The organism is Spiribacter salinus M19-40, from assembly GCF_000319575.2.
Classification (GTDB): domain Bacteria; phylum Pseudomonadota; class Gammaproteobacteria; order Nitrococcales; family Nitrococcaceae; genus Spiribacter; species Spiribacter salinus.
This window is the reverse complement of the sequence record NC_021291.1, coordinates 458,927-481,189: the sequence shown is the minus strand read 5'-3', so window position 1 is coordinate 481,189 and position 22,263 is coordinate 458,927. Positions and strand designations below refer to the sequence as shown.

The following is a 22,263-nucleotide window of genomic DNA, read 5'->3' as shown; positions in this document are numbered from 1 at the left end:
GTTCAGCGCAAGGGTAAACCGCACCGCCGAAAGTTGGAACCAGCGGCGTCGCGCTACTCTGCGCCCGACTGCACGTAGTCGACGACTTCCATGCCGAATCCGGACAGACCCACCATGATTTTCGGGGCTGAGAGAACCCGCATGCGGCGTATGCCGAGGTCGGTGAGGATCTGCGCACCCACCCCATAAGTGCGCAAATCTTCAGCCTGCTGATTGGTCTCGCGCGGCTCGGGCGTCAGCTCGCCGCTTTGCGCCAGCACCTGGAATTCGCGCATGCGGGCCATGACCTCCGGGCGGTCATCGGCGCGGCGAAGCATCACCAGGCAGACCGGCTCACTCTCGCTCTCGGCGATCTCGGCCAGCGACTCCCGCAGCGACCAAGTCTGATCCGGTGCCGTCGCGCCGAACAGATCAGCCAGCGTGTTTTCGATTTGCACGCGGACCAGTGCGGGTGTCTCCGGATCGGTCTGCCCCCGAAGCAAGGCAAAGTGCAGGGCACCGTCCACCGTGTCCTGGTAGGCATACAAATGGAACAGGCCGTGCTCGGTGGGCAGCTCACAATCGCCCACCCGCTCAACCGTGCGCTCATTGCGAATACGATAGGCAATCAGATCAGCGACTGTACCGATCTTGAGATCATGGGCGCGGGCAAAATCCAGCAGATCATCCCGACGGGCCATGGTCCCGTCCTCGTTCAACACTTCAACAATGACCGCGGCCGGCTCAAACCCAGCCAGACGGGCCAGGTCACAGCCCGCTTCCGTATGCCCGGCCCGGGTCAGCACACCCCCGGGCTGTGCCATCAACGGGAAGACGTGGCCTGGCTGCAAAAGGTCCTCCGGTGCCGCTTGGGGCGCCACGGCGGTCTGTACCGTGCGGGCCCGATCAGCAGCAGAGATCCCGGTCGTCACCCCCCGCGCTGCCTCGATACTAAGCGTGAATCGGGTGCCCTGGTGGTCGCCGGAGCCGCTGACCATCAAGGGTAGCCTGAGCTGCTCGCAGCGCGCCCGCGTGAGGGTGAGGCAGATCAATCCGCGCCCGTACCGGGCCATGAAGTTGATATCGTCTGGCCGGACCATGGAGGCCGCCATGACGAGATCGCCCTCATTCTCTCGGTCCTCATCATCCAGCATGAGGACCATGCGCCCCTCGCGCAGGTCCTCGACGATGTCCTCGATCTGATTGAAGCCGCTCACCTAGCGCTCTCCCATAAACCCACTGCGCTTGAGCAGCGCCTCACTGACGCCGCCCTGCCCTGCTATTTCGCTACCCTGCAGAAGCCGCTCGAGATACCGGGCCACCAGATCGACTTCCAGATTGACCGGCTGGCCGGCCTGATAGTCACCAAATGTGGTGACCGCCGCCGTGTGCGGCACGATATTGACGTCGAACGTTGCCGCTTCGACGGCGTTAACCGTGAGGCTGATGCCTTCAATCGCGATCGAGCCCTTGGTGGCGATGTAATGCGCGATGTCCGGTGGTGCCCGAAAGCGCCAGTGCTCAGAGCGTCCAGCCGGTTCTCGCAGCACGACCTCTCCAACGCCGTCCACATGGCCACTCACCAAGTGCCCGCCCAGCGGCGTCGCGAGCGTCAGGGCAGGCTCCAGGTTCAGGGTATCGCCGGGTGACAACCTCCCGAGGGTGGTGCGGGTCAGTGACTCGATGGAGACATCCGCGGCAAAGCCCTGTTCATCCACCTCGATGGCGGTTAGGCAACACCCATTGACCGCGATGCTGTCGCCGATACGGACGGCGGTCATGTCCAGTCCGTCGGTATCGATACGCAGACGCCGGTCTTCCCCCATCTGACGCGATTCGCGCAATCGCCCCATGGCCTGGATGATTCCCGTAAACATTAGTCCTCCTTACGCTCACCCACGCGAAACGTCAGTCGCAGATCATCACCAAACTGGCGGATGTCCAGTGTCTCCAGCCCTAACCGGTCGTCCATGGTATCGAGACCGGGCAGTGTGAGCATGGGATTACCCTCATGGCCCATCAGATGGGGGGCAAGGTAGACGATGAGTTCATCGACCACCCCAGCCTGAATCCACGCCCCCACTAACCGCGGGCCCGCCTCAACCAGCACCTCATTGACCTCGACACCTGCGAGCGCCTCGAGCGCCGCTACCGGGCCGACATGCCCTTCTTCGGTCAGCGCGACCTGCCAGAGTTCCGCACCTGACCGCACCAGATCAGGTTCGCGGGCCGGCATCGTCCCGCCGTGGATGACCACCACGCCTTGCTCGTCGGCCAAAAGGCCAGACTCAGTGGGCATGCGGAGCTGGGAATCAATGACCACTCGTCGCGGTGGAAGAAAAGCTTCATCCCAATCTCGAACCGTTAGCTGCGGGTCATCGGCGATCACCGTATCCACCCCGGTCACAACGGCGCTGCTCAGTGCCCGCAGTCGATGAACATCCCGTCGGGCCGCTGCGCCAGTAATCCAGCGACTCTCGCCCGAGGCCATGGCCGTGCGACCATCCAGGCTCGCAGCCACCTTCGCGCGCACATAGGGCAAGCCGGCCCGCATCCGCCGGAAAAAACCGGGGTTCAAGCGCTCACTTTGCGCGGCCATCAACCCGTCCGTCACCGCGACCCCTGCCTCACGCAACCGATCAAGGCCGCGACCCGAAACGCGTGGATTGGGGTCGGTCGAAGCGGTCACCACCCGGGCGATACCGGCCTCGATTAATGCATCGGCGCAGGGCGGTGTGCGGCCGTAATGGCTACAGGGCTCAAGTGTGACGTACGCGGTTGCACCAGACGCGGCGCTGCCCGCTGCACGCAACGCCAGGATTTCCGCATGGGGATCGCCAGCTCGGGCATGCCACGCCTCGCCAACGCATTCGCCATCGCGGACCAGTACACAACCGACACGAGGATTAGGGTCACAGGTCGCCTGCCCATATTGAGCGAGGCGTAGAGCCCGGGCCATCCAGTCATGATCACTCGCGCTGAATCCGCTCACGAACGATCGCTTTCATCGCTTACGGTTGGTTCACGGTGCTCCAGGCCCTCGATCACTTCCCGAAAGGCGCTGACGTCTTCAAAACTCCGATAGACGGAAGCAAACCGTACGTAGGCCACCTGGTCGAGCTCCCGAAGCTCTTCCATCACCCACTGCCCGATCTGGCTGGCAGGGACCTCACCGTCGCCAAACGCCTGGATGCGCTGGCGAATTTTGGACAGCGCCGCATCGACCGCCTCGGTCGCGACGGGGCGTTTCTCGAGGGCGCGCAACATGCCGTTGCGCAAGCGCAGATCATCGAAGAGCACGCGCGTGCCATCGCGCTTGACGACGCGCGGCATAACCAGCTCGGCCGATTCGTAAGTGGTGAACCGCTCGTTACAGCCCACACACTCGCGCCGACGGCGAACCTGATCGCCCTCAGCCGCTAGCCGGGAGTCTACAACCCGCGTGTCGTGGGTGTGACAGAACGGACACCGCATTCGCCCGGGTCAGCCCTGAAGGGCCTCGACGACCGGTGGCTGCAGCGACTCGTAAACCGGGAACCGGCGACAGATATTAGTGACCTGATCTCGCACACGGGCGCGCACTGTCTCGTCATCGATATTATCCAGAACGTCACAGATCCAGTTGGCGAGCTGCCGGCTCTCCTGTTCCCCGAATCCGCGGGTGGTAATGGCCGGTGTACCGATTCGCAGACCCGACGTCACAAAGGGCGACTGCGGGTCGTTGGGAACGGTGTTCTTGTTGACCGTGATATGAGAGTCTTCGAGCGCCGCATCGGCGGCCTTGCCCGTGAGGCCCTGCTTCACGAGATCCATCAGGAACAAATGATTGTCGGTGCCGCCGGAGACGACATCGTAGCCACGCTCCATGACGGTGTTCGCCATCGCCCGCGCATTGGCGATGACCTTCTCCTGGTAGACCTGGAATTCCGGATCCTGCGCCTCGCGGAAGGCGATGGCCTTCGCCGCGACCACGTGCATCAGCGGGCCACCCTGGGTACCCGGGAAAATAAGCGATTGCAGCTTCTTGGTGACCTCGGGGTTTTCGCGCGCAAGGATGAGCCCGCCCCGGGGCCCGCGCAGGCTCTTGTGCGTCGTGGTAGTCACCACATCCGCGTAGGGCACCGGGCTTGGGTAGACACCCGCAGCCACTGGCCCCGCAACATGCGCCATATCCGCGACCAGCCAGGCGCCGACCGCATCCGCGATCGCCCGGAATCGCGACCAGTGAATCACCCGGGAATAAGCCGAGAAACCGGCAACGATGATCTTGGGCTTGTGCTCATGGGCCAGCCGTTCCACCTGGGCGTAATCGATCTCGCCGGTGCGCTCGTCCAGGCCGTACTGCACCGCGTTATAGAGCTTGCCAGAGAAGTTCGGTTTGGCGCCGTGGGTCAAATGCCCACCGTGATCGAGACTCAGGCCGAGCAGCGTATCGCCGGGACTGGCAAGAGCCATGAACACGGCCAGATTGGCGCCGGACCCGGAGTGCGGCTGGACATTGGCGTAGTCCGCCCCGAACAGGGCCTTGGCCCGTTCGATGGCCAACTCTTCGGCTTGATCAACGAACTCGCAGCCCCCGTAATAGCGCTTGCCGGAGTAACCTTCCGCATATTTGTTCGTCAGCACGCTGCCCTGCATCTCCAGCACCCGCGGACTGGCGTAGTTCTCCGATGCAATCAGCTCAATGTGCAGCTCCTGACGGCGCTTCTCGTGCTCGATGGCGTCAGCAAGCTCTGGATCAAATCCGGCCACGGTCATGGTGCTGGAATACATGCCTTTTCCTCACTCAGTCGGGATGGGCGAATGTCTCCCATGGTAAAGGATTCGCCCCGCTCATGCATGCGCCTGAGAGCGACTTCTGGGAGATTCTGTCCGACAGACTACCCACTTATTCCGCTGATGGACTGAATAACTGCTGGCCACGCAACCGATACGCACCAATGGCTGTTTGACCCTCACCAGACGTCAGCCAGTTATGCCACTCCTGAGCCAAATCATGCTTGACGTCATGATTAGCGGGGTTCACCAGCACACTGCCGTATTGATTGAACAACACCGGATCACCCTCTACCAGAATCTCCAGATTCTGGCGGTTATCAAAGCTGATCCAGGTACCGCGGTCGGCCATAATGTAGGCATCCATACCAGCGGCGGTGTTCAGTGCTGCCCCCATGCCCGAGCCAAGCTCACGATACCAGCGGCCGGCCGGCTCAATACCAGCCTCCGCCCAGACGGCCAACTCCTTTTTGTGCGTACCGCTGTCGTCACCGCGTGAGGCAAAAGGCGCCTCGGCATCAGCAATAATCTGGAATGCCTCGACCGCCGTCTCAGCCCCCTGTATACCGGCGGGATCACTGCCAGGGCCAATGACGATGAAGTCGTTGTACATTATCTCGCGGCGATCAACACCACAGCCATCTTCGATGAACTTCCGCTCAGCCGCTGGCGCATGCACCAGAACCGCATCCGCATCGCCATTGCAGCCGATGCGCAAGGCCTGACCTGTACCGACAGCCACCACCCGTACTTCAATACCGGTGGACTCGGTGAACTGCGGCAGAATGTCTTCAAACAGACCCGAGTTTTCTGTTGAGGTGGTCGAGGCAATGGTGATGAATCCACGCTCCTGGGCGCTGACGGCAAAGGTTAATGACAATGCGATCAGTGCAGCAGTGCTAAATCGAATCATAGCCTTGAACATCATCTTGCCCCTGCAGAAAAGCCCCCTGTTCTCCAGCCAGAAAATGCGCCGCCGCGGGGGTGGCCGGCTGCGCAAGGAAAGTTGAAGCCAGCGCACTCTCGACAATGCGCCCACCAGCCAGAAACAGGCAGTGATCGGCCATACGACGCGCCTGGCCGAGGTTGTGCGTGACCATGACGATTTTGGTGCCGTGGTCCGCGAACCGATTGATGGCGGACTCAATGGACTGTGTGGTACCTGGGTCCAGGGCCGAAGTGGGCTCGTCCAAAAATAAGATCTCTGGCTGCAGCACCCAGGCGCGGGCAAGGGCAAGACGCTGCTGCTCGCCACCTGAGAGCACCCGCGCCGAGCGATCAGCCAACGCAGCGAGCCCCACCAGATCGAGGGCCTTCATCGCCTGAGACCGCGCATCCGCGCCGCGAACACCAAGAAGATTCAGCGCATAAGTGACATTCGCAAGCGCCGAGCGACGCAAAAGCGCTGGCCTTTGGAACACCATCGCCTGGCGGCGCCGGACTTCCGAGCGAGTCGGTGCGCCCGCCGCCGCACAGCTCACCTCCCCCAGTGTCGGCGACAGCAACCCGTGGCATAGCCGCAGCAACAGGCTCTTGCCGGCACCATTCGGCCCCAGAATGACCGTGCGGCCTTCACGATCAAGATCTAGATTAATCGGCCCCAGAAGCCGTCGGCCTTGGCGCTCCAGCATCACATTGCGCAGGGACAGCGGCAGCGTCGTTGACATCGCGCTCATGCCCCGTACCGCCTGCGGGAGAATTCACCCAGCCCATAAGCAAGCCAATTGATCATCAGGGTGAGCAGCATGAGGATCGCCCCCAATGCGAGCGCCAAGGTGAGGTTGCCCTTGTTGGTCTCAAGCGCGATGGCGGTTGTCATCACGCGGGTGACGCCGGCGATATTGCCACCAACGATCAACACCGCCCCGACCTCAGCAACAGCGCGGCCAAAACCGGCAAGCAATGCCGTAATCAGGCTGAATCGGCCATCCCAGAGCAGGGTTGGAATGGCACGCGGCCGGCTGGCCCCAAGTGAGGTGAGCTGATCGCGGTACTCCTCCCAGAGATCACTGACGATCTGCCGGGTGAGCGCCGCGACGATGGGGAAAATCAAAAGGCTCTGGACAATGACCATGGCCGTTGGGGTGAATAGCAACCCCATTGACCCAAGCGGGCCAGCACGGGAGAGCAGCAGGTACACGATCAAGCCGGCCACCACCGGTGGCAACCCCATAAGGGCATTCAACACCACAATCACCCCGTTGCGCCCCGGGAAATAGAACAGGGCAACGGCCGCGCCCACCGGCAGCGCCAGCAGGCTGGCAAAGAAAACTGCCGAGAGACTGACGCGCAATGACAGACCGACAATGCCGAGCAATTCGGCATCGCCGGAGAGAATCAATGCAAAAGCGCTCGCGAATGCCTCGGACATTGGAATACGAACTCCTCCTCTAGAGCGCATAGTCTAGGTATCATGACGTCAGTTAATAGAGACGCTGGTAATCGCTGCAAGAATATGCACAAGAAAACAGTATGGATTTACTGACAACGGCCGAGGTAGCGGAATATCTGCGGTTAAAAGAGCGCAAAATTTACGACCTGGTTAGTCAGGGCGAGATCCCCTATGCCCGAGTCACGGGCAAATTAGTGTTCCCGCGCCAGGCGATCGATCTGTGGGTGATGCAGCATCTTGAAGGCGATCAGGCCGGCACGGCCAATACCCCGCCGGTCTATGCCGGCAGCTCTGACCCGCTGCTGGATTGGGCGCTGCGCGAGGCGGGCACGGATCTGGCCCAGCTATGCAACGGCAGCGGGGATGGTGTGGTTCGATTGCTGGATGGCCGCGCACAAGTCGCGGGTATTCACACCATCAATTCGCGCACCGGGCAATTCAACGACCCGGCCCACTGCCGCCTAGGTGGCATGCGGGACCTGGTGATGGTGCGCTGGGCGCGGCGGACACAGGGCCTGGTGCTGCCTGCCGGCAATCCCCTGGGCATCCGCGGCATTGAGGATCTAAAGCGAACCGACTTATGCATCTGTCAGCGCCAGCCCGGAGCCGGCGCACAGGCGCTGCTGCTATACCTCATGGACCGCGCCGGCCTGCACCTCCCGCCATCACCACGCCCCGGGCATATCGCGCTTGATGAGGATGCCGTGGCCATTGAGATCAGCAGTGGACAGGCAGACTGTGGACTGGCGATCGAGGCCGCGGCGCGGCGTCATGGACTCGATTTCATACCACTGATTGACGAGCCGCTAGATCTGGCGATGAAACGCCGCGACTACTTTGAACCCCCAATGCAGCGATTGATTGCGTTCACCCACACCGATCGGTTCCGTGACTATGCCGCGGGCATGCGGGGCTACGACCTCAGCGAGTGCGGCAAGGTGCTGTTCAACGCCTGAGAAGGTAAACTGACGTCATGGCACAATACATCTACACAATGAATCGGGTCGGCAAGGTTGTCCCCCCGAAAAAGCACATCCTCAAGGATATCTCCCTGTCGTTTTTCCCGGGCGCCAAAATCGGCGTACTGGGCCTCAATGGCTCGGGTAAATCGACATTGCTGCGCATCATGGCGGGGCTGGATACCGAGATTGAAGGCGAAGCACGGCCCCAGGCCGGCATCCAGATTGGCTACCTGCCCCAGGAGCCTGAGCTGGATTCGAGCAAGGATGTTCGGGGCAACGTCGAAGAGGGTGTGGCCGAGACAAAAGCCCTCATCGATCAGTTCAACGAGATATCGGCGCAGTTCGCAGACCCTGACGCCGACTTTGACGCCCTAATGGCCGAACAGGGCAAGTTACAAGACAAGATTGATGCTGCCGATGCCTGGGACCTCGAGCGCAAACTCGACCAGGCGGCCGAAGCCCTGCGGTTGCCGGCCTGGGATGCCGACGTCACGAAACTCTCGGGCGGCGAGAAACGACGCGTGGCGCTGTGTCGGCTACTGCTCTCCAACCCGGACATGCTCCTGCTTGATGAGCCCACCAACCACCTCGATGCCGAGTCCGTGGCGTGGCTGGAGCGTTTCCTTGCCGAGTTCCCCGGTACGGTCGTGGCCGTCACGCATGATCGCTACTTTCTTGACAACGTGGCCGGCTGGATTCTGGAGCTCGACCGGGGGCATGGCATTCCCTGGGAGGGGAATTACTCATCCTGGCTCGAGCAGAAAGAAAAGCGCCTGGCCCAGGAGGCGCGGGAGCAAGCCGCACATCGCAAGGCCATGCAGGCCGAGCTCGAATGGGTGCGCTCCAATCCCAAGGGGCGACAGTCAAAGAGCAAGGCCCGGCTCAAGCAATTTGACGAGCTGCAGTCCCGGGAATTTCAGGCACGCAACGAAACCAACGAGATCTACATCCCACCGGGCCCACGGCTCGGCAACGTGGTCGTCGATGCCGAAGACGTCAAGAAAGGCTTCGGTGACACCCTGCTCGTCGATGGGCTGTCGTTCAGTCTGCCCGCCGGCGGCATTGTCGGGATCATCGGTGCCAACGGCGCTGGTAAAACCACCATGTTCCGCATGATCGTTGATCAGGAACAACCTGACGGCGGCACGATTCGCCTCGGTGAGACCGTCGATCTGGCCTACGTGGACCAGAGCCGCGATCACCTGGATGGCAGCAAAACAGTTTGGGAAGAAATCTCCGGCGGCCACGACATTCTCGAGGTCGGCAAGTACGAGGTGAACTCCCGCGCCTATGTCGGGCGCTTTAACTTCAAGGGCCAGGATCAGCAAAAGCGGATTGGGGATCTCTCGGGGGGTGAGCGCAATCGGGTTCATCTCGCCAAGTTATTGCAGCGCGGCGGCAACTTCCTGTTGCTTGATGAGCCGACCAATGACCTGGACGTCGAGACGCTGCGCGCCCTGGAAGAGGCCCTGCTGGTGTTCCCTGGCTCTGCCATGGTGATCTCCCATGACCGCTGGTTCCTGGATCGTATTGCCACGCACATTCTCGCGTTCGAGGGCGACAGCCAGGTGACCTGGTTCGAGGGCAACTACCAGGAATATGAAGCCGATCGCCGCAAGCGGTTGGGCGACGATGCGCTCAATCCGCAACGCATCAAGTACCGCCGGCTCGCCGGGTAACAGGTTTATCCCCACAACATTTGGGCACCATGACAATGAATAACGCGCGCACGGCTACCCTGCTTATGTACTGCCCGGATCAGCCAGGTGTTGTGGCTGCGGTGACAGACTTTCTGGCCCGGCATGGCGCCAACGTCATCGACCTCGATCAGCACGTCGACCGAGTCGAGGGCGTGTTCTTCATGCGGGTGAAATGGGAGTTAGACGGTTTCGCCCTCACACCCGAGGCCTTCGAGCAGGCGTTCAGCGAGGCCATTGCGAAAGGATTCGAGGCAAGCTGGCAGCTGCATCACGATCCCAACCCCATTCGCATGGCCATTTTCGTCTCCAAGATCCCCCATTGCCTCTACGATCTGCTCTCACGGTGGCAATCGGGCGAGTGGCGAGTCGATATTCCACTGATCATCAGCAACCACGACACCTTGCGGCCTGTTGCCGAACAGTTCGGGGTGCCGTATTACCATTTCCCGATCACCGCCGAGACCAAGGCGGAACAAGAAGCTCGCGAGATTGAGCTATTGCAGGCGCACGACATCGAGCTGGTGGCGCTAGCGCGCTACATGCAGGTGGTCAGCCCACAGCTCATCCAGGCCTTTCCGGAGCGGATCATCAACATCCACCATTCCTCGTTGCCGGCATTCGCTGGGGCCAAGCCCTACCACGCCGCCCATGCCCGCGGCGTCAAGATTATTGGCGCAACGAGCCACTACGTTACAGAGGATCTGGATGCCGGCCCGATCATCGACCAAGGGGTGACCCACATTACCCACCGGGACACCGTCCAGGACCTCATTCGCAAGGGCCAGGACCTGGAGAAGATCGTGCTTGCCCGCGGCATCTGGGCCCATCTCCAGCGCCAGACGCTCGTCTACCAGAATCGCACCATCGTTTTCGGCTAGGGGGTGCAGCTTGGCTGGCGCCCGGCTTCCTGTGCCTGCTCGTAGAGATACAGTGCCCTGGGCATCCAATCGCGCAGGTCATCGATACGCCGGCTCTTGGACGGATGGGTCGACAAAAACTCCGGTGGCTCATCACCGCGGGCTTCGGCCATGTTTTGCCAGAGCGCCACACTTGCCCGTGGATCAAAACCGGCATTCGCCATCAACTCGAGGCCGATCTCGTCAGCCTCGGATTCATGCAGGCGACTAAACGGCAGGATGATCCCCACCTGAGCGCCCAGCCCAAGGGCTGCCATCGCCCGCTGTCGATCGGGGTCATCGCCGGCGGCGATCCGAATCGCCCCTAGCCCGACCACCGTCGCCATCTGAGTCGACATCCGCTCATTGGCGTGTTCTGCCATAACATGGGCGATCTCGTGACCCACCACCGCAGCCAACTGGTCGGCATTCTCTGCAACATCCAGCAGCCCGGTGTACACGCCCATCTTGCCGCCAGGCATAGCGAATGCGTTGACCTGCTCGCTCTCGAACACGCTGACCTCCCAGGCCTGGTCGCGATAGACCTCAGGAATTTGGGGCACGATCGCATCAGTCACGCATTGCACGTAATCGACCAGAGGGCCGTCCTCGATCACCGGCTCTTTTTCTTGCAGCTGCGCATAGGCATCCGCGCCCATGGTGGTCATTTGGGAGGCCGGAAAGAGTTGAAGCTGCTGACGCCCGGTCGGCGACGTCGCGCAGGCCGAGATAACCAGTGCCACCACGACGGCGGCCAGCAGGCGCCGAGCCTCAGTGATCCCGCGGATCGTCTTCAGGGTTGTCCTCATCATCGTTATGCGACCTCGGAAAAGGGACGGGCGGCTCGATGTGGGGTGGCCCAGCCCGCTTCTGCGCGATGATCTGCCAGGCAATGTGCCAGATGCCGAAGGTAATCCCGATCAGCCCAGTGATGGCGATCGGCACGCTGGACACAAACGGGGTGGTGAAAAGCAGATACAAACCAATCCCCAGTGCGAACCAGCGACCGGCGAATGTGCCGCAATGATCCCGGCACCAGCGCGCGCGCTCATCCGCGTCGGCTTCGGCCAGCGGCGGCCGACGCAAATGCCAGAGTGCAAAAAAATAGGCAGGCAACCACTCGATTGATCGTTTCATTCGATCATTATGGGCTGAGTGCCGCTCAAGGCCAACAGCGGCTGGGGTGCAGCCAGAGAATCCGTATAATAGGGGGTTTAGTCCGGTTCATGGAGCATGATTGATGTCGGAGCGCATTCAGCGCCTGGAAGAAGCCTTGGCCGAGCGGATTCTGCTGCTCGACTGCGCCATGGGCACCATGATTCAGTCCTACGAACTTGAGGAGCCAGATTTCCGAGGGGCCCGTTTTGCCGATCACCCGCGCGATCTCAACGGCAACAACGACCTGCTGGTGCTCACCCGACCGGAGATCATTACCGAGATCCATCGGGAGAACCTGGCCGCCGGGGCGAATATCCTCGAGACCAACACCTTTTCAGCCACGACCATTGCCCAGGCCGATTACGGGCTCGAGCCCCTGGCCCGGGAGATCAACGTCGAGGCGGCACGGCTCGCCCGCGCTGCCTGTGACGAATTCGAGGCAGCCGATCCAGCTAACCCGCGCCTGGTCGCCGGCGCCATTGGGCCGACGAACCGCACAGCGTCTATCTCGCCCGACGTTAACGATCCCGGCAAGCGCAATGTCACCTTTGACGAACTGGTCACGGCCTACCGTGAGGCGGCCGAGGGCCTGATCGAAGGCGGCGCTGATCTGCTGCTCATCGAGACTGTCTTCGACACGCTGAACGCCAAAGCGGCGATTTATGCCCTGGAGCAACTATTCGACGAGCGCGGTGAGCGCTTCCCGGTGATGATCTCAGGCACGATCACCGACGCCTCCGGCCGGACGCTCTCCGGACAGACCACTGAGGCCTTCTGGAACTCCGTGCGTCATGCCCAACCCTTCACCGTGGGGCTGAACTGTGCGCTTGGAGCCGACTTGATGCGCCCGTTCGTCCAGGAAATCAGCCGGGTGGCCGACACCTACGTCACGGTTTACCCCAACGCGGGGCTGCCGAACGAATTCGGCGAATATGATCACTCCGCCGAGTTCATGGCACACATCATGCGCGAGTTCGCGGAGAGCGGATTTGTGAACATCATCGGCGGCTGCTGTGGCACAACACCGGAGCACATCCGTGCCCTGGCCCAGGCGGTGGACGGGCTGCCGCCACGGGTCATCCCCGAGCCTGAGCCTGCCATGCGCCTGTCTGGCCTTGAGCCCTGCAATATCAGCGCAGACTCGCTATTCGTGAACATCGGCGAGCGCACCAATGTCACCGGCTCAGCGCGCTTCAAGCGCCTAATCATGGAAGAAGCCTATGACACGGCGCTCGAGGTGGCCCGAGACCAAGTGGACGGCGGCGCGCAAATCATCGACATCAACATGGACGAGGGCATGCTGGATGCCACGGCGGCCATGGAAAGCTACATGAAACTTGTGGCCTCGGAGCCCGACATTGCCCGTGTTCCCGTGATGGTCGACTCCTCGAAATGGGACGCGATGATTGCCGGGGTCAAGTGCATCCAGGGCAAGTCGGTGGTGAACTCCATCTCACTGAAGGAAGGTGAGGCGCCCTTCCTGGCGCAAGCCGCAGAGCTTCGCCGGCATGGCGCTGCCGTGGTCATCATGGCCTTCGACGAGCAGGGACAGGCGGATACCTATGAGCGCCGCATTGAGATCTGCGAGCGGGCCTATCGTCTGCTGACCGAGCGCCTCGGCTTTCCGGCTGAGGACATTATTTTTGACCCCAATATCTTTCCCGTGGCGACGGGGATTGCTGAACACGATCGCTACGCGGTCGACTTCATCGCCGCCACCCGCTAGATCAAGGCCCACCTGCCTCACGCCAAAATCAGTGGCGGCCTGTCGAACCTGTCGTTCTCGTTCCGCGGCAATAATGCCGTGCGCGAGGCCATGCACTCGGTATTTCTTTACCACGCCATTCGCGAAGGCCTCGATATGGCCATCGTCAATGCGGGGCAGCTCGAAGTGTATGACGACATCGACTCAGAACTGCGCGAGCACGTCGAGGATGTGGTGCTGGCCCGGCGTGAGGATGCCACCGAACGCTTGCTCGATCTGGCCGAGCGCTACAAGGGCCAAGGCGGCCGCAAGAAAGAGGAAGATCTCGCCTGGCGCGAGCAGCCCGTGGCGAAGCGCCTGGAGCATGCGCTGGTCAAGGGCATCGCCGATTACACCGATGAGGATGTCGAAGAGGCCCGCCATCAGTTCAACCGCCCCATTGAGGTCATCGAAGGCCCACTGATGGATGGGATGAACGTCGTTGGTGACCTGTTTGGTGAAGGCAAGATGTTCCTGCCCCAGGTGGTCAAGTCCGCTCGGGTCATGAAAAAGGCGGTCGCCTATCTCCTGCCGTACATCGAGGAGGAGAAGGCCGCGAGCGGTCGAACCGACGACGAGCCGGCTGGGCGCATTCTGATGGCCACGGTCAAGGGCGATGTGCACGACATTGGCAAGAACATCGTCGGCGTGGTCCTCCAGTGCAACAACTTCGAAGTCACTGACCTCGGCGTGATGGTTCCCACTGATCAGATTCTGGATGCCGCACTCGAGAAAAACGTGGATGTCATCGGCCTGTCCGGCCTCATCACCCCGTCACTCGATGAGATGGTCAACGTCGCCAAGGAAATGCAGCGTCGGGACATGACCACACCACTGCTGATTGGTGGCGCGACGACCTCACGGGTGCACACCGCCGTCAAGATCGCGCCGCGCTATGACGGCGACACCATTTATGTGAAAGACGCCTCACGGGCCGTTGGTGTCGCCAGCAATCTGGTCAGTGATACCCGCTATGAGGACTTTGCGGCTGGCATTCGCACCGAGTATGAGCGTGTTCGCGAGCAGCATGCTGGCCGCCAGAAACGTCAGAAATGGCTGGATATCGAGACTGCACGCGCCAATCGCACGCCCGTCACGTGGAGCGAATACGAGCCCGTCAGACCCCGTTGCCCGGGGGTCCATGAGGTATCGCCTTCTCTTGATGAGCTGCTCGAGTACATGGACTGGACGCCGTTCTTCCACGCCTGGGAGCTAGCCGGGTCGTATCCGAAAATCCTTGATGACGAGATTGTCGGCGAGGAGGCGCGCAAACTGCTGGCCGATGCCCGAGACATGCTCGAGCAGCTGGTCGCCGAGCAGTGGCTGACGCCGCGCGGCGTGTACGGGCTATTTCCTGCCAATGCGGTCGGGGACGATACGGAAATTTACGCTGGCGAAGACCGCAGCGAGGTCCTGATGACCCTGTGCCATCTACGCCAGCAGAATGAAAAACCCGATGGCCGACCGAATCAGTCACTGGCCGATTTCGTCGCACCCCGGCAAACCGGCGCCAAGGACTGGATCGGTGCATTCGCGGTCACAACGGGCATCGGCATCGATGAGCCGGTTGCCCGCTTCGAGGCCGACCACGATGACTACAGCGCCATCATGGTCAAGGCACTCGCCGACCGCCTCGCCGAGGCATTTGCCGAGATGCTGCATCAACGGGTTCGGCGAGAGTACTGGGGTTATCAGCCCGATGAGACACTGGAAAACTCGGCGCTCATCGAGGAGCAGTATGTTGGCATTCGCCCGGCGCCCGGCTATCCCGCCTGTCCGGATCACACGGAAAAGGACCGCCTGTGGGCCCTGCTCGAAGTTGAAGAGCGCATCGGACTGAAACTCACGGAAAGTCGGGCGATGTATCCGACCGCGGCTGTCTCCGGCTGGTATTTCAGTCACCCGGATAGCCGCTATTTCGGCCTGGGTCGAATTTATCGTGATCAGGTTGAGGACTACGCCGCCCGCAAGGGGATGTCGATTCGTGAGGTGGAGCGCTGGCTTGCGCCCAACCTCGGGTATGAACCCGCCGAGGATTGATTTGCATGACTCACCAACTCCGGCAAACTGCGTTTCACCATCACGGGTTAGGAGAATCACCCATGAAACAGGCTGGCTTCGCCGCGGCCTTAGGCGTAATCATGCTGCTTGCGACGGCTTCTGTCTCCGCGCAACAGAGCATGGAGGAAGAGCCAACCCTTGGGGCTGAGAGCCAGGCCCAGGAGGCTGAAGTCACTGCGGAGTACGAAGACTGGATTGTTCGCTGCCAACCGGCGCCGGAAGATGCGTTCGGTGCGGGAGATCTGTGCGAGATGTATCAGCAAGTCAGCGAACAGGAAAGCCAGCAGACGGTGCTGGAGGCGGTGATTGGCTACCCGCAGGACGCTGAGAATCCGATTGCGTTATTCAATCTGCCGCTGGGCATGCGCCTGCCGCCCGGTGTCCAGCTTCAGGTCGATGACAATGAGGCCATCCGTTTTCCCATCCAGCTGTGTTTGCAGACTGGTTGCCGGGCCAATATCGAGCTGGAAGCAGATCTTCTCGAGCAGCTGCGTGCCGGCACTGAAGTCACGCTGACGATTGCCGACCCGCAGGGTCGCGGCGTTGAGCTCCCGCTCTCCTTGATGGGGTTCAGCGATGCGCTGGACGACGTCAACCCGGCGTTATAGCGGTAAAAAAAAGCGGACATCTCATGTGGGATGCCCGCTCAGGTTCGGTAGGAGGACGCAATCAGCTCGCTGCGTTCAGCAGGCGGTTGACCTCATCCCAGTTCACGACATCCCAAAACGCCTCGACGTAATCCGGGCGGCGATTCTGATACCGCAGATAATAGGCGTGCTCCCAAACATCAAGGCCCAAAATCGGGGTCCCCTGCTCCGGGGCAACGTCCATGATCGGGTTGTCCTGGTTTGGCGTGGAGGTCACTTTCAGCCCATCCGGGGTGTGAATCAGCCAGGCCCAGCCTGAACCAAAGCGCCCCAGGGCGGCATTGGTAAACGTCTCCCGAAAGCTGTCAAACGATCCAAAGGCGGCGTCTATCGCGCTACCAACCGCCCCATCCGGCTGACCGCCCCCATTGGGCGAGAGCATCTTCCAGAACAGCGAGTGGTTGTAATGACCACCGCCGTTGTTGCGCACGCCGACCGGCAGCGTCGACACACTTACCAACAAGTCCTCGAGCGGCTTATCGCCCTGCTCAGTCCCACCGACAGCGTCATTGAGCTTGGTGACATAGGTGTTGTGATGCTTTGTGTGGTGAATCTCCATGGTGCGTGCGTCGATGGAGCGATCCAATGCATCGTAGTCATACGGTAGATCCGGCAATGTGAATGCCATGAAGGCCTCCTTGGTGTTGTCGTCCGAAAACCACTCGGTTGAGTGTGCTAAACCGTACTCGGTCAGTCCAGATTTGGCCACACCGGGGCTGGTCAAGTTCACTGATGATCGGCAATACTGTAGCAGTCAAACGTTTCCTGTCACGGAGAATTTCATGGCCGCGCGTGCCTGGCTCATCCCCATAACGACGACCTTTTTGCTCGCCGGTTGCGGCATCAGCATGCCAGAACTTGGAAGCCTTGGTGGAGACGGTTCTCGGGGTATCTTCGCAGCCCAGCCCGATTCAAGTACGGCGGCTACACGCGCCGAAAATATGGAAATCAGTACCGAAGTCCCTGAAGTCGGTGCTCGGGAGACTGGTCAGCGACGGGGGATCGCGCGAGCAAACTGTGCCAGCGACGAGGGTCTTGAGACCGGCTACGAAAATGCCCTTGAGGACCTGCGCATCAAGGTGGCTAACGATGGCGCGGACTACCTCCGCGTGCGGGGTAGCGGCGACATTGAATCTCGCGGGTTTTGTGATGAGAACTACTACCGGATTGACGGCGTGGGCTTTCGTACCGATGTGGCGAATGCGCGCAGCGCCGACGGCAACACGGCGAGCGGTGCCGACAGCCTGACCGCTCGGCTCGAGGAACTTGAAGCGCTCCGTGAACGCGATCTGATCACCGAGGAAGAATACGACCGCCTGCGTGAGCGGGTCATGAGCGAGCCCTATTAGGGCGCATTGATGCGCAACCTCCCGGCATGGGCCTGGACACTCGCGCTGCCGAGCGCCTTTGTGATGTTGTGGAGTACGGGGTTTATCGGCGCCCGGCTCGGGCTCCCGTACATCGAACCACTGACCTTTCTGGCCGTGCGCCTGTTGCTGGCGACCGGGCTGCTGCTCGTTGTCGCCCTCCTCATGCGCGCTCCCTGGCCGAACGGGCCCCAAGCCATCACCCACACCGCGATTGCGGGCCTTTTAGTGCACGGCTGCTACCTGGGTGGCGTTTTCTGGGCAATTGATCGTGGCCAGGCCGCCGGCGTGACCGCCATTCTTGTGGCCCTGCAGCCCCTACTCACTGCAACGCTGGCCGGCCCGCTCTTGGGCGAACGGGTCAGTCGCGCCCAGTGGGCCGGGCTGCTGCTGGGATTTGCCGGCGTGGCACTGGTCATCTCCTCCCGGCTGCAAGGCGGCACGGCCAGTGCGGCAACGCTCGCTAGCACCGCCGTGGCATTACTGGGCATCACGCTGGGCACGCTCTACCAAAAACGCTTCTGCCCAGTGACTGATCTGCGCACCGGTGGCGCTGTGCAGTTCGCTGCCACCGGCGCGGTCCTGGGCACGCTGGCCATGATCACCGAAACCGGGCAGATCACCTGGACGGGCGAACTCATTTTTGCGCTTGGCTGGCTGGTCCTCGTGCTGTCCGTTGGCGCGATCGGTCTGCTATTTCTGCTGATCCAGCACGGGGCAGCATCCCGGGTGGCCTCGCTGTTCTATCTCGCCCCGCCGCTGACGGTGGTTATGGGATGGTTTTTATTTGACGAGGCGTTAGCGCCAAGTGCCATTGCCGGGCTCGTCGTCGTGGTCGTCGGCGTTATCCTGGTACAGCGCGCCCGCCCGGTTCCGCCGCCCGAGGGGTAGTCAGCCCGGCTCGTGCTGCTTATCCTTCCTACATGGCTGACAGTCTTCGCGATCAACTGATGAAGGCCGGACTGACTGACGAGCAGTCCGTGCGCAAAACCCGCAGCCAAAAGCGCAAAAAACGCCGGCAGGGTGAGAGCGATACGGAGCAGGAGGCGGCGAGCCAGGCAGCCGCACAGCGTGAGGCAGACCGTCGCGCACGTGACCGCACACTGAATCGGCACCAGCAGGAAGCGCGTGAGCAGGAGGCTCGCGAGAAAGCGGCTCGTGCCCTGGTCGTGGATAACGAGGTGGCCCACGATGGCGATGAGCGCTTCCAGTTCGAGCACAACAGCCGAATCCGCCCCATTAACGTGAGCACGGCACAACGCAAGGCCTTGGCCGCCGGCCAGCTTGCGATCGCCCGCACCCGCGGGCGCTACCGACTGATTCCCGGCACGCTGGTGGAGCGGCTGCGCGCCGATGCGCCGTTCCTACTCGCCTGGACGGCAGAGGACAAACCCGCCGAGGAGGAGAGTGACGACTACCCCGATCACCCGGTCCCGGACGACCTCATGTGGTAGGGGCAAGCCCCTCCCGGCCAAAGGCCTTCAAGAGAAACGCATAGCGCAGCGCGACTTCTTCAAGAAACTGAAACCGCCCACCCGGGCCACCATGCCCAGCACTCATGTTAGTGCGCAGCAGCAACTGGCCCGGGGGCTCACCCTCAGCGCGTAGCCGGGCTACCCACTTGGCGGGCTCCCAGTACGTCACGCGCGGATCAGACACCCCGGCCGTCACCAGCATGTGCGGATAAGGCCGCGGCGCGACATTGTCGTACGGGGAGTACGCCGCGATATCAGCGTAGGCCTGCGGATCGTCAATCGGATTCCCCCATTCCGGCCACTCCGGCGGTGTTAACGGCAGGCTGGGATCCAGCATCGTATTGAGGACGTCGACAAAGGGCACATCCGCCAGCGCCGCATGAAAAAGCTCGGGGCGCTGATTGAGGACAGCACCAACCAGCATCCCACCCGCGCTGCCGCCATGGGCGGCAATTCGGCCCGGTCCCGTGTACCCGGCGTCGATCAGAGCCTCGGCGCAGGCAATGTAATCGGTAAAGGTATTCATCTTCGCGGCCTGGCGACCCTGGCGATACCAGCGATAACCGCGCTCGCGCCCACCCCGAACATGGGCAACGGCATAGACAAACCCGCGATCCACCAATGACCGTCGATTCGGGCTAAAGCCCGGCAGCTCGCTGATGCCATATGCCCCATAGCCGTAAAGCAGGAGCGGTGTGGTCGCATCCGGCGTGAGATCAGCGCGATGGAACAACGAGATCGGTATCCGCTCGCCATCCGCGGCGGTGGCCATCAGCCGTCGGGTGACATAGGCCGCAGGATCATGGCCTGAGGGGATCTCTTGGGTTTTTTTCAGGACGCGCTCGCGCGTCGCCATATCGTAGTCGAAGACCTGACTGGGCTGGGCAAACCCGCTCATGGCAAAACGCAGGGTCTGGGTGCGGTACTCCATGCCCGGGACAAGCCCTACCTCAACACAGGGATCGGGCTGCTCGATAACGTGCTCTTCGCCCGTGGCGAGAGCGCGGATCACAATACGCGACTCGGCATCCTCCAGCTCCTGGCGCACAAGCCAGTCCTCGAACACCAACACCCCCTCGATCAGGCGACCAGATCGCTCGGGGACCAGTGGCGCCCAAGCCTCTCGGTTCGGGGTTCCAATCGGCGCCCGAGCAATCATGAAATCCTCAGCCCCGTCAGCGTTCGTCAAAATCAGCCAGGCATCGCCGTGATCGGTCACCGAGTACTCGACATCGGCCTCGCGCTCAGCGATGAGCCGCGGCTCAGCGGTCGGCTGGTCGGCCGGTAAATACCGCACCTCGGAGGTTGTATGATCGTGGCTGTCGATCAGCAGATAGCGACCGCTTTCCGTGCGATCCACGCCCAGAAAAAAACCTGGATCCGTTTCGGTGTAAACCAGCGTATCCGCATCAGCGGGGTCGCCGAGCCGATGACAATAAACCCACCGTGGACGGTGCTCTTCATCATGCACGGTGTAGAGGAATGCACGGCTGTCGCTGGCCCAGGCGATATCACCCCGGCCGTGTTCAATCCGATCCGTCAGTGTCTCGCCAGTGGCCAGATCCCGGATCTGGAGCGTGAACGACTCCGCCCCGGATCGATCGAGCGCATAAGCCAGAAAACGATGATCGGGACTATGCGCCGCACCCCCGAGGCGAAAATACGCACTGCCCTCCGCCTCGGCGTCACCATCCAGCAACACCTGTTCTTCACCCCCGTCGCGGGGCTGACGACACAACAGTGGATGCTGCCCACCCGTGCGGTAGCGGGTGTAATAGGCCCAGGGCCCGTCCGGCGCCGGCACACTGTGATCATCTTCCCGAATACGCCCACGCATCTCGGCCACCAGCGTGGCCTGCAGCGCTTCGGTGTCCGCCATCTGGGCCGCCGCGTAGTCGTTCTCTGCGGTGAGGTAGCTGCGAATGGCCGGATCGAGTTGCGCCGGGTCAGCCATTGCCTCGCGCCAGTTCGGATCCCGCAACCAGGCATACGGATCCTCCCGGGTCTGCCCATGGCGCGCATCCGCAACAGGCCGTCGGGCCGCGACCGGAGGCGCCATCGACGTGTTGGCAGCAGACGACATCACGTTTTCTCCTCACGAAGGGCAAGCCAGGCATGCACGGCCACCGTTGCCAGAATGAGCCCACCCCCGATGAGGGTGAGCGACGGGACCGCCTCGCTTAAGACCCACCACACCCAGATCGGCCCGAGCACAGTCTCAAGCAGCAAGCAAAGGCTGACCTCCGGCGAGGGCAAGTAGCGAGTGGCCACAGCCATCATCACCATGGCGAGCGGCATCTGCGCGATCCCCATCACGCCCACCACCAGATACGTCTGCGGCGTTAACGAAAGCGGCGTTGCAAAGGGCAGCGCCATCAGCCCGGCAACCGCCCCGCTGATGGCAATCAACGGCAACCGTGGGATGGTTGGATAGCGTCGCAGAATCGTCAACTGACCGCCCACGAAAAGCGCCAGCAGCAATGCATAAAAATCGCCCGAACTCGTGGCACCACCGACCCCACCGCCGAAGACAATCAACACACCGGAGACGGCTACCAGAATGGCCACCCAGGTCCGCAGCGGCACCGCCTCCTCGAGGAAAAGCCACGAGAACAGCGCAGCAAAAAACGGCGAAGCCGCCAAAATGACCACGGTGTTGGCCGCCGCCGTGTGGGACACCGACAGGACAAAGAGCGTCGTGTTACCCGAGAGCATCAGTACGGCACCCAGGATCAGCCATCGATCGCCTGCCGCCGGCGGCAGGCGCAAGCGATGGCCGCTCAGCAGCATCCACGCGAGTAACGTCAGGCAGATCAGCCAGCCACGCCAGAAAATGATATCCCAGTGGGGGGCGGCTGCCAGCCGGACGAGCAGAGCGTCAAAGCTGATGAGCAGTACGCCGCCGAGCGCGATTAATAGCCCTCGCGCATGGTCAGGCATACCGCTGCCCAGTGGGTTTGCCGCCGAAACTGACAAGTCGAGACCTCCAGACGCACGCAGATAACTCCAGGCTCGCTGAGCCTATCGACTTGCAGCATGCCTGACCAGCCAGGTGGCGTTTGTCCACAGTCAGGCACGTGTTTACACTACGCGTTCATTCAAATTT

20 protein-coding genes and 1 pseudogene are annotated in these 22,263 nt (G+C 61.7%); 8 read left to right on the top strand and 13 right to left on the bottom strand.

The window, feature by feature from the left end; translation table 11 throughout:
* Positions 1-53: 53 nt before the first annotated feature.
* The 8 genes from ribB to SPISAL_RS02335 all read right to left on the bottom strand — a co-directional run bounded on the left by ribB (position 54) and on the right by SPISAL_RS02335 (position 7,126).
* Positions 54-1,142: a 3,4-dihydroxy-2-butanone-4-phosphate synthase gene (gene ribB / locus SPISAL_RS02370; RefSeq protein WP_051111912.1), complete on the bottom strand. Its 1,089-nt coding sequence runs from the start codon at positions 1,140-1,142 to the stop codon at positions 54-56.
* A 54-nt stretch (positions 1,143-1,196) separates the two neighbouring features.
* Positions 1,197-1,856 carry a riboflavin synthase gene (locus SPISAL_RS02365; RefSeq protein WP_016352875.1) on the bottom strand — a complete coding sequence of 220 codons (660 nt, stop codon included), beginning with the start codon at positions 1,854-1,856 and terminating at the stop codon, positions 1,197-1,199.
* The gene (gene ribD, locus SPISAL_RS02360) at positions 1,856-2,971 is read right to left on the bottom strand and encodes a bifunctional diaminohydroxyphosphoribosylaminopyrimidine deaminase/5-amino-6-(5-phosphoribosylamino)uracil reductase RibD (RefSeq protein WP_041389152.1); all 1,116 of its coding nucleotides are present in this window, start codon (positions 2,969-2,971) and stop codon (positions 1,856-1,858) included. Before ribD ends, SPISAL_RS02365 begins: the two co-directional genes overlap by 1 nt.
* Positions 2,968-3,453, bottom strand: a complete 486-nt coding sequence (gene nrdR / locus SPISAL_RS02355) for a transcriptional regulator NrdR (RefSeq protein WP_016352873.1) — start codon at positions 3,451-3,453, stop codon at positions 2,968-2,970. Before nrdR ends, ribD begins: the two co-directional genes overlap by 4 nt.
* 9 nt (positions 3,454-3,462) lie before the next feature.
* Positions 3,463-4,752 carry a serine hydroxymethyltransferase gene (glyA, locus tag SPISAL_RS02350; RefSeq protein ID WP_016352872.1) on the bottom strand — a complete coding sequence of 430 codons (1,290 nt, stop codon included), beginning with the start codon at positions 4,750-4,752 and terminating at the stop codon, positions 3,463-3,465.
* A 115-nt stretch (positions 4,753-4,867) separates the two neighbouring features.
* Positions 4,868-5,668, bottom strand: coding sequence for an ABC transporter substrate-binding protein (locus tag SPISAL_RS02345; RefSeq protein ID WP_016352871.1), 801 nt, complete (start codon positions 5,666-5,668; stop codon positions 4,868-4,870).
* Positions 5,655-6,431 carry an ATP-binding cassette domain-containing protein gene (locus SPISAL_RS02340; RefSeq protein WP_016352870.1) on the bottom strand — a complete coding sequence of 259 codons (777 nt, stop codon included), beginning with the start codon at positions 6,429-6,431 and terminating at the stop codon, positions 5,655-5,657. The genes SPISAL_RS02345 and SPISAL_RS02340 overlap by 14 nt, the downstream gene beginning before the upstream one ends.
* Positions 6,428-7,126: an ABC transporter permease gene (locus SPISAL_RS02335; protein ID WP_016352869.1), complete on the bottom strand. Its 699-nt coding sequence runs from the start codon at positions 7,124-7,126 to the stop codon at positions 6,428-6,430. Before SPISAL_RS02335 ends, SPISAL_RS02340 begins: the two co-directional genes overlap by 4 nt.
* 101 nt (positions 7,127-7,227) lie before the next feature.
* Between SPISAL_RS02335 and SPISAL_RS02330 the strand changes: the two genes are divergently transcribed.
* The 3 genes from SPISAL_RS02330 to purU are packed head-to-tail and all read left to right on the top strand — an operon-like array spanning position 7,228 to position 10,687.
* On the top strand, positions 7,228-8,103 hold the full coding sequence (locus tag SPISAL_RS02330) for a helix-turn-helix transcriptional regulator (RefSeq protein WP_016352868.1): 876 nt from the start codon (positions 7,228-7,230) through the stop codon (positions 8,101-8,103).
* A 17-nt stretch (positions 8,104-8,120) separates the two neighbouring features.
* On the top strand, positions 8,121-9,788 hold the full coding sequence (ettA, locus tag SPISAL_RS02325) for an energy-dependent translational throttle protein EttA (RefSeq protein ID WP_016352867.1): 1,668 nt from the start codon (positions 8,121-8,123) through the stop codon (positions 9,786-9,788).
* Positions 9,789-9,817: 29 nt separating this feature from the next.
* Positions 9,818-10,687 carry a formyltetrahydrofolate deformylase gene (gene purU / locus SPISAL_RS02320; protein ID WP_144060368.1) on the top strand — a complete coding sequence of 290 codons (870 nt, stop codon included), beginning with the start codon at positions 9,818-9,820 and terminating at the stop codon, positions 10,685-10,687.
* Here purU and SPISAL_RS02315 read toward each other — a convergent pair.
* A complete protein-coding gene (locus SPISAL_RS02315; RefSeq protein WP_245539904.1) occupies positions 10,684-11,517 on the bottom strand; it encodes a M48 family metallopeptidase in 834 nt (277 codons plus the stop codon). The genes purU and SPISAL_RS02315 overlap by 4 nt on opposite strands.
* The gene (locus tag SPISAL_RS02310; RefSeq protein ID WP_016352864.1) at positions 11,477-11,842 is read right to left on the bottom strand and encodes a hypothetical protein; all 366 of its coding nucleotides are present in this window, start codon (positions 11,840-11,842) and stop codon (positions 11,477-11,479) included. Before SPISAL_RS02310 ends, SPISAL_RS02315 begins: the two co-directional genes overlap by 41 nt.
* 103 nt (positions 11,843-11,945) lie before the next feature.
* Between SPISAL_RS02310 and metH the strand changes: the two are divergent.
* Positions 11,946-15,647: pseudogene (gene metH / locus SPISAL_RS02305) on the top strand (methionine synthase).
* Positions 15,648-15,709: 62 nt separating this feature from the next.
* Positions 15,710-16,276, top strand: a complete 567-nt coding sequence (locus SPISAL_RS02300) for an invasion associated locus B family protein (protein WP_016352863.1) — start codon at positions 15,710-15,712, stop codon at positions 16,274-16,276.
* 61 nt (positions 16,277-16,337) lie between these two features.
* Here the strand turns inward: SPISAL_RS02300 and SPISAL_RS02295 are convergent, their stop codons facing one another.
* On the bottom strand, positions 16,338-16,943 hold the full coding sequence (locus SPISAL_RS02295; RefSeq protein ID WP_016352862.1) for a superoxide dismutase: 606 nt from the start codon (positions 16,941-16,943) through the stop codon (positions 16,338-16,340).
* Positions 16,944-17,097: 154 nt separating this feature from the next.
* Here SPISAL_RS02295 and SPISAL_RS02290 point away from each other — a divergent pair, with 154 nt between their 5' ends.
* The 3 genes from SPISAL_RS02290 to SPISAL_RS02280 are packed head-to-tail and all read left to right on the top strand — an operon-like array spanning position 17,098 to position 19,136.
* Positions 17,098-17,664, top strand: coding sequence for an SHOCT domain-containing protein (locus SPISAL_RS02290; RefSeq protein ID WP_041389150.1), 567 nt, complete (start codon positions 17,098-17,100; stop codon positions 17,662-17,664).
* 9 nt (positions 17,665-17,673) lie between these two features.
* Positions 17,674-18,573 carry a DMT family transporter gene (locus tag SPISAL_RS02285; protein ID WP_016352860.1) on the top strand — a complete coding sequence of 300 codons (900 nt, stop codon included), beginning with the start codon at positions 17,674-17,676 and terminating at the stop codon, positions 18,571-18,573.
* A 32-nt stretch (positions 18,574-18,605) separates the two neighbouring features.
* Positions 18,606-19,136: a DUF2058 domain-containing protein gene (locus SPISAL_RS02280; protein WP_016352859.1), complete on the top strand. Its 531-nt coding sequence runs from the start codon at positions 18,606-18,608 to the stop codon at positions 19,134-19,136.
* Here the strand turns inward: SPISAL_RS02280 and SPISAL_RS02275 are convergent.
* Together SPISAL_RS02275 and SPISAL_RS02270 are read right to left on the bottom strand one after the other, a co-directional pair.
* Positions 19,126-21,240: a S9 family peptidase gene (locus SPISAL_RS02275; RefSeq protein WP_016352858.1), complete on the bottom strand. Its 2,115-nt coding sequence runs from the start codon at positions 21,238-21,240 to the stop codon at positions 19,126-19,128. The genes SPISAL_RS02280 and SPISAL_RS02275 overlap by 11 nt on opposite strands.
* Positions 21,240-22,097, bottom strand: coding sequence for a DMT family transporter (locus SPISAL_RS02270; RefSeq protein ID WP_016352857.1), 858 nt, complete (start codon positions 22,095-22,097; stop codon positions 21,240-21,242). Before SPISAL_RS02270 ends, SPISAL_RS02275 begins: the two co-directional genes overlap by 1 nt.
* Between the last annotated feature and the right edge of the window lie 166 nt (positions 22,098-22,263).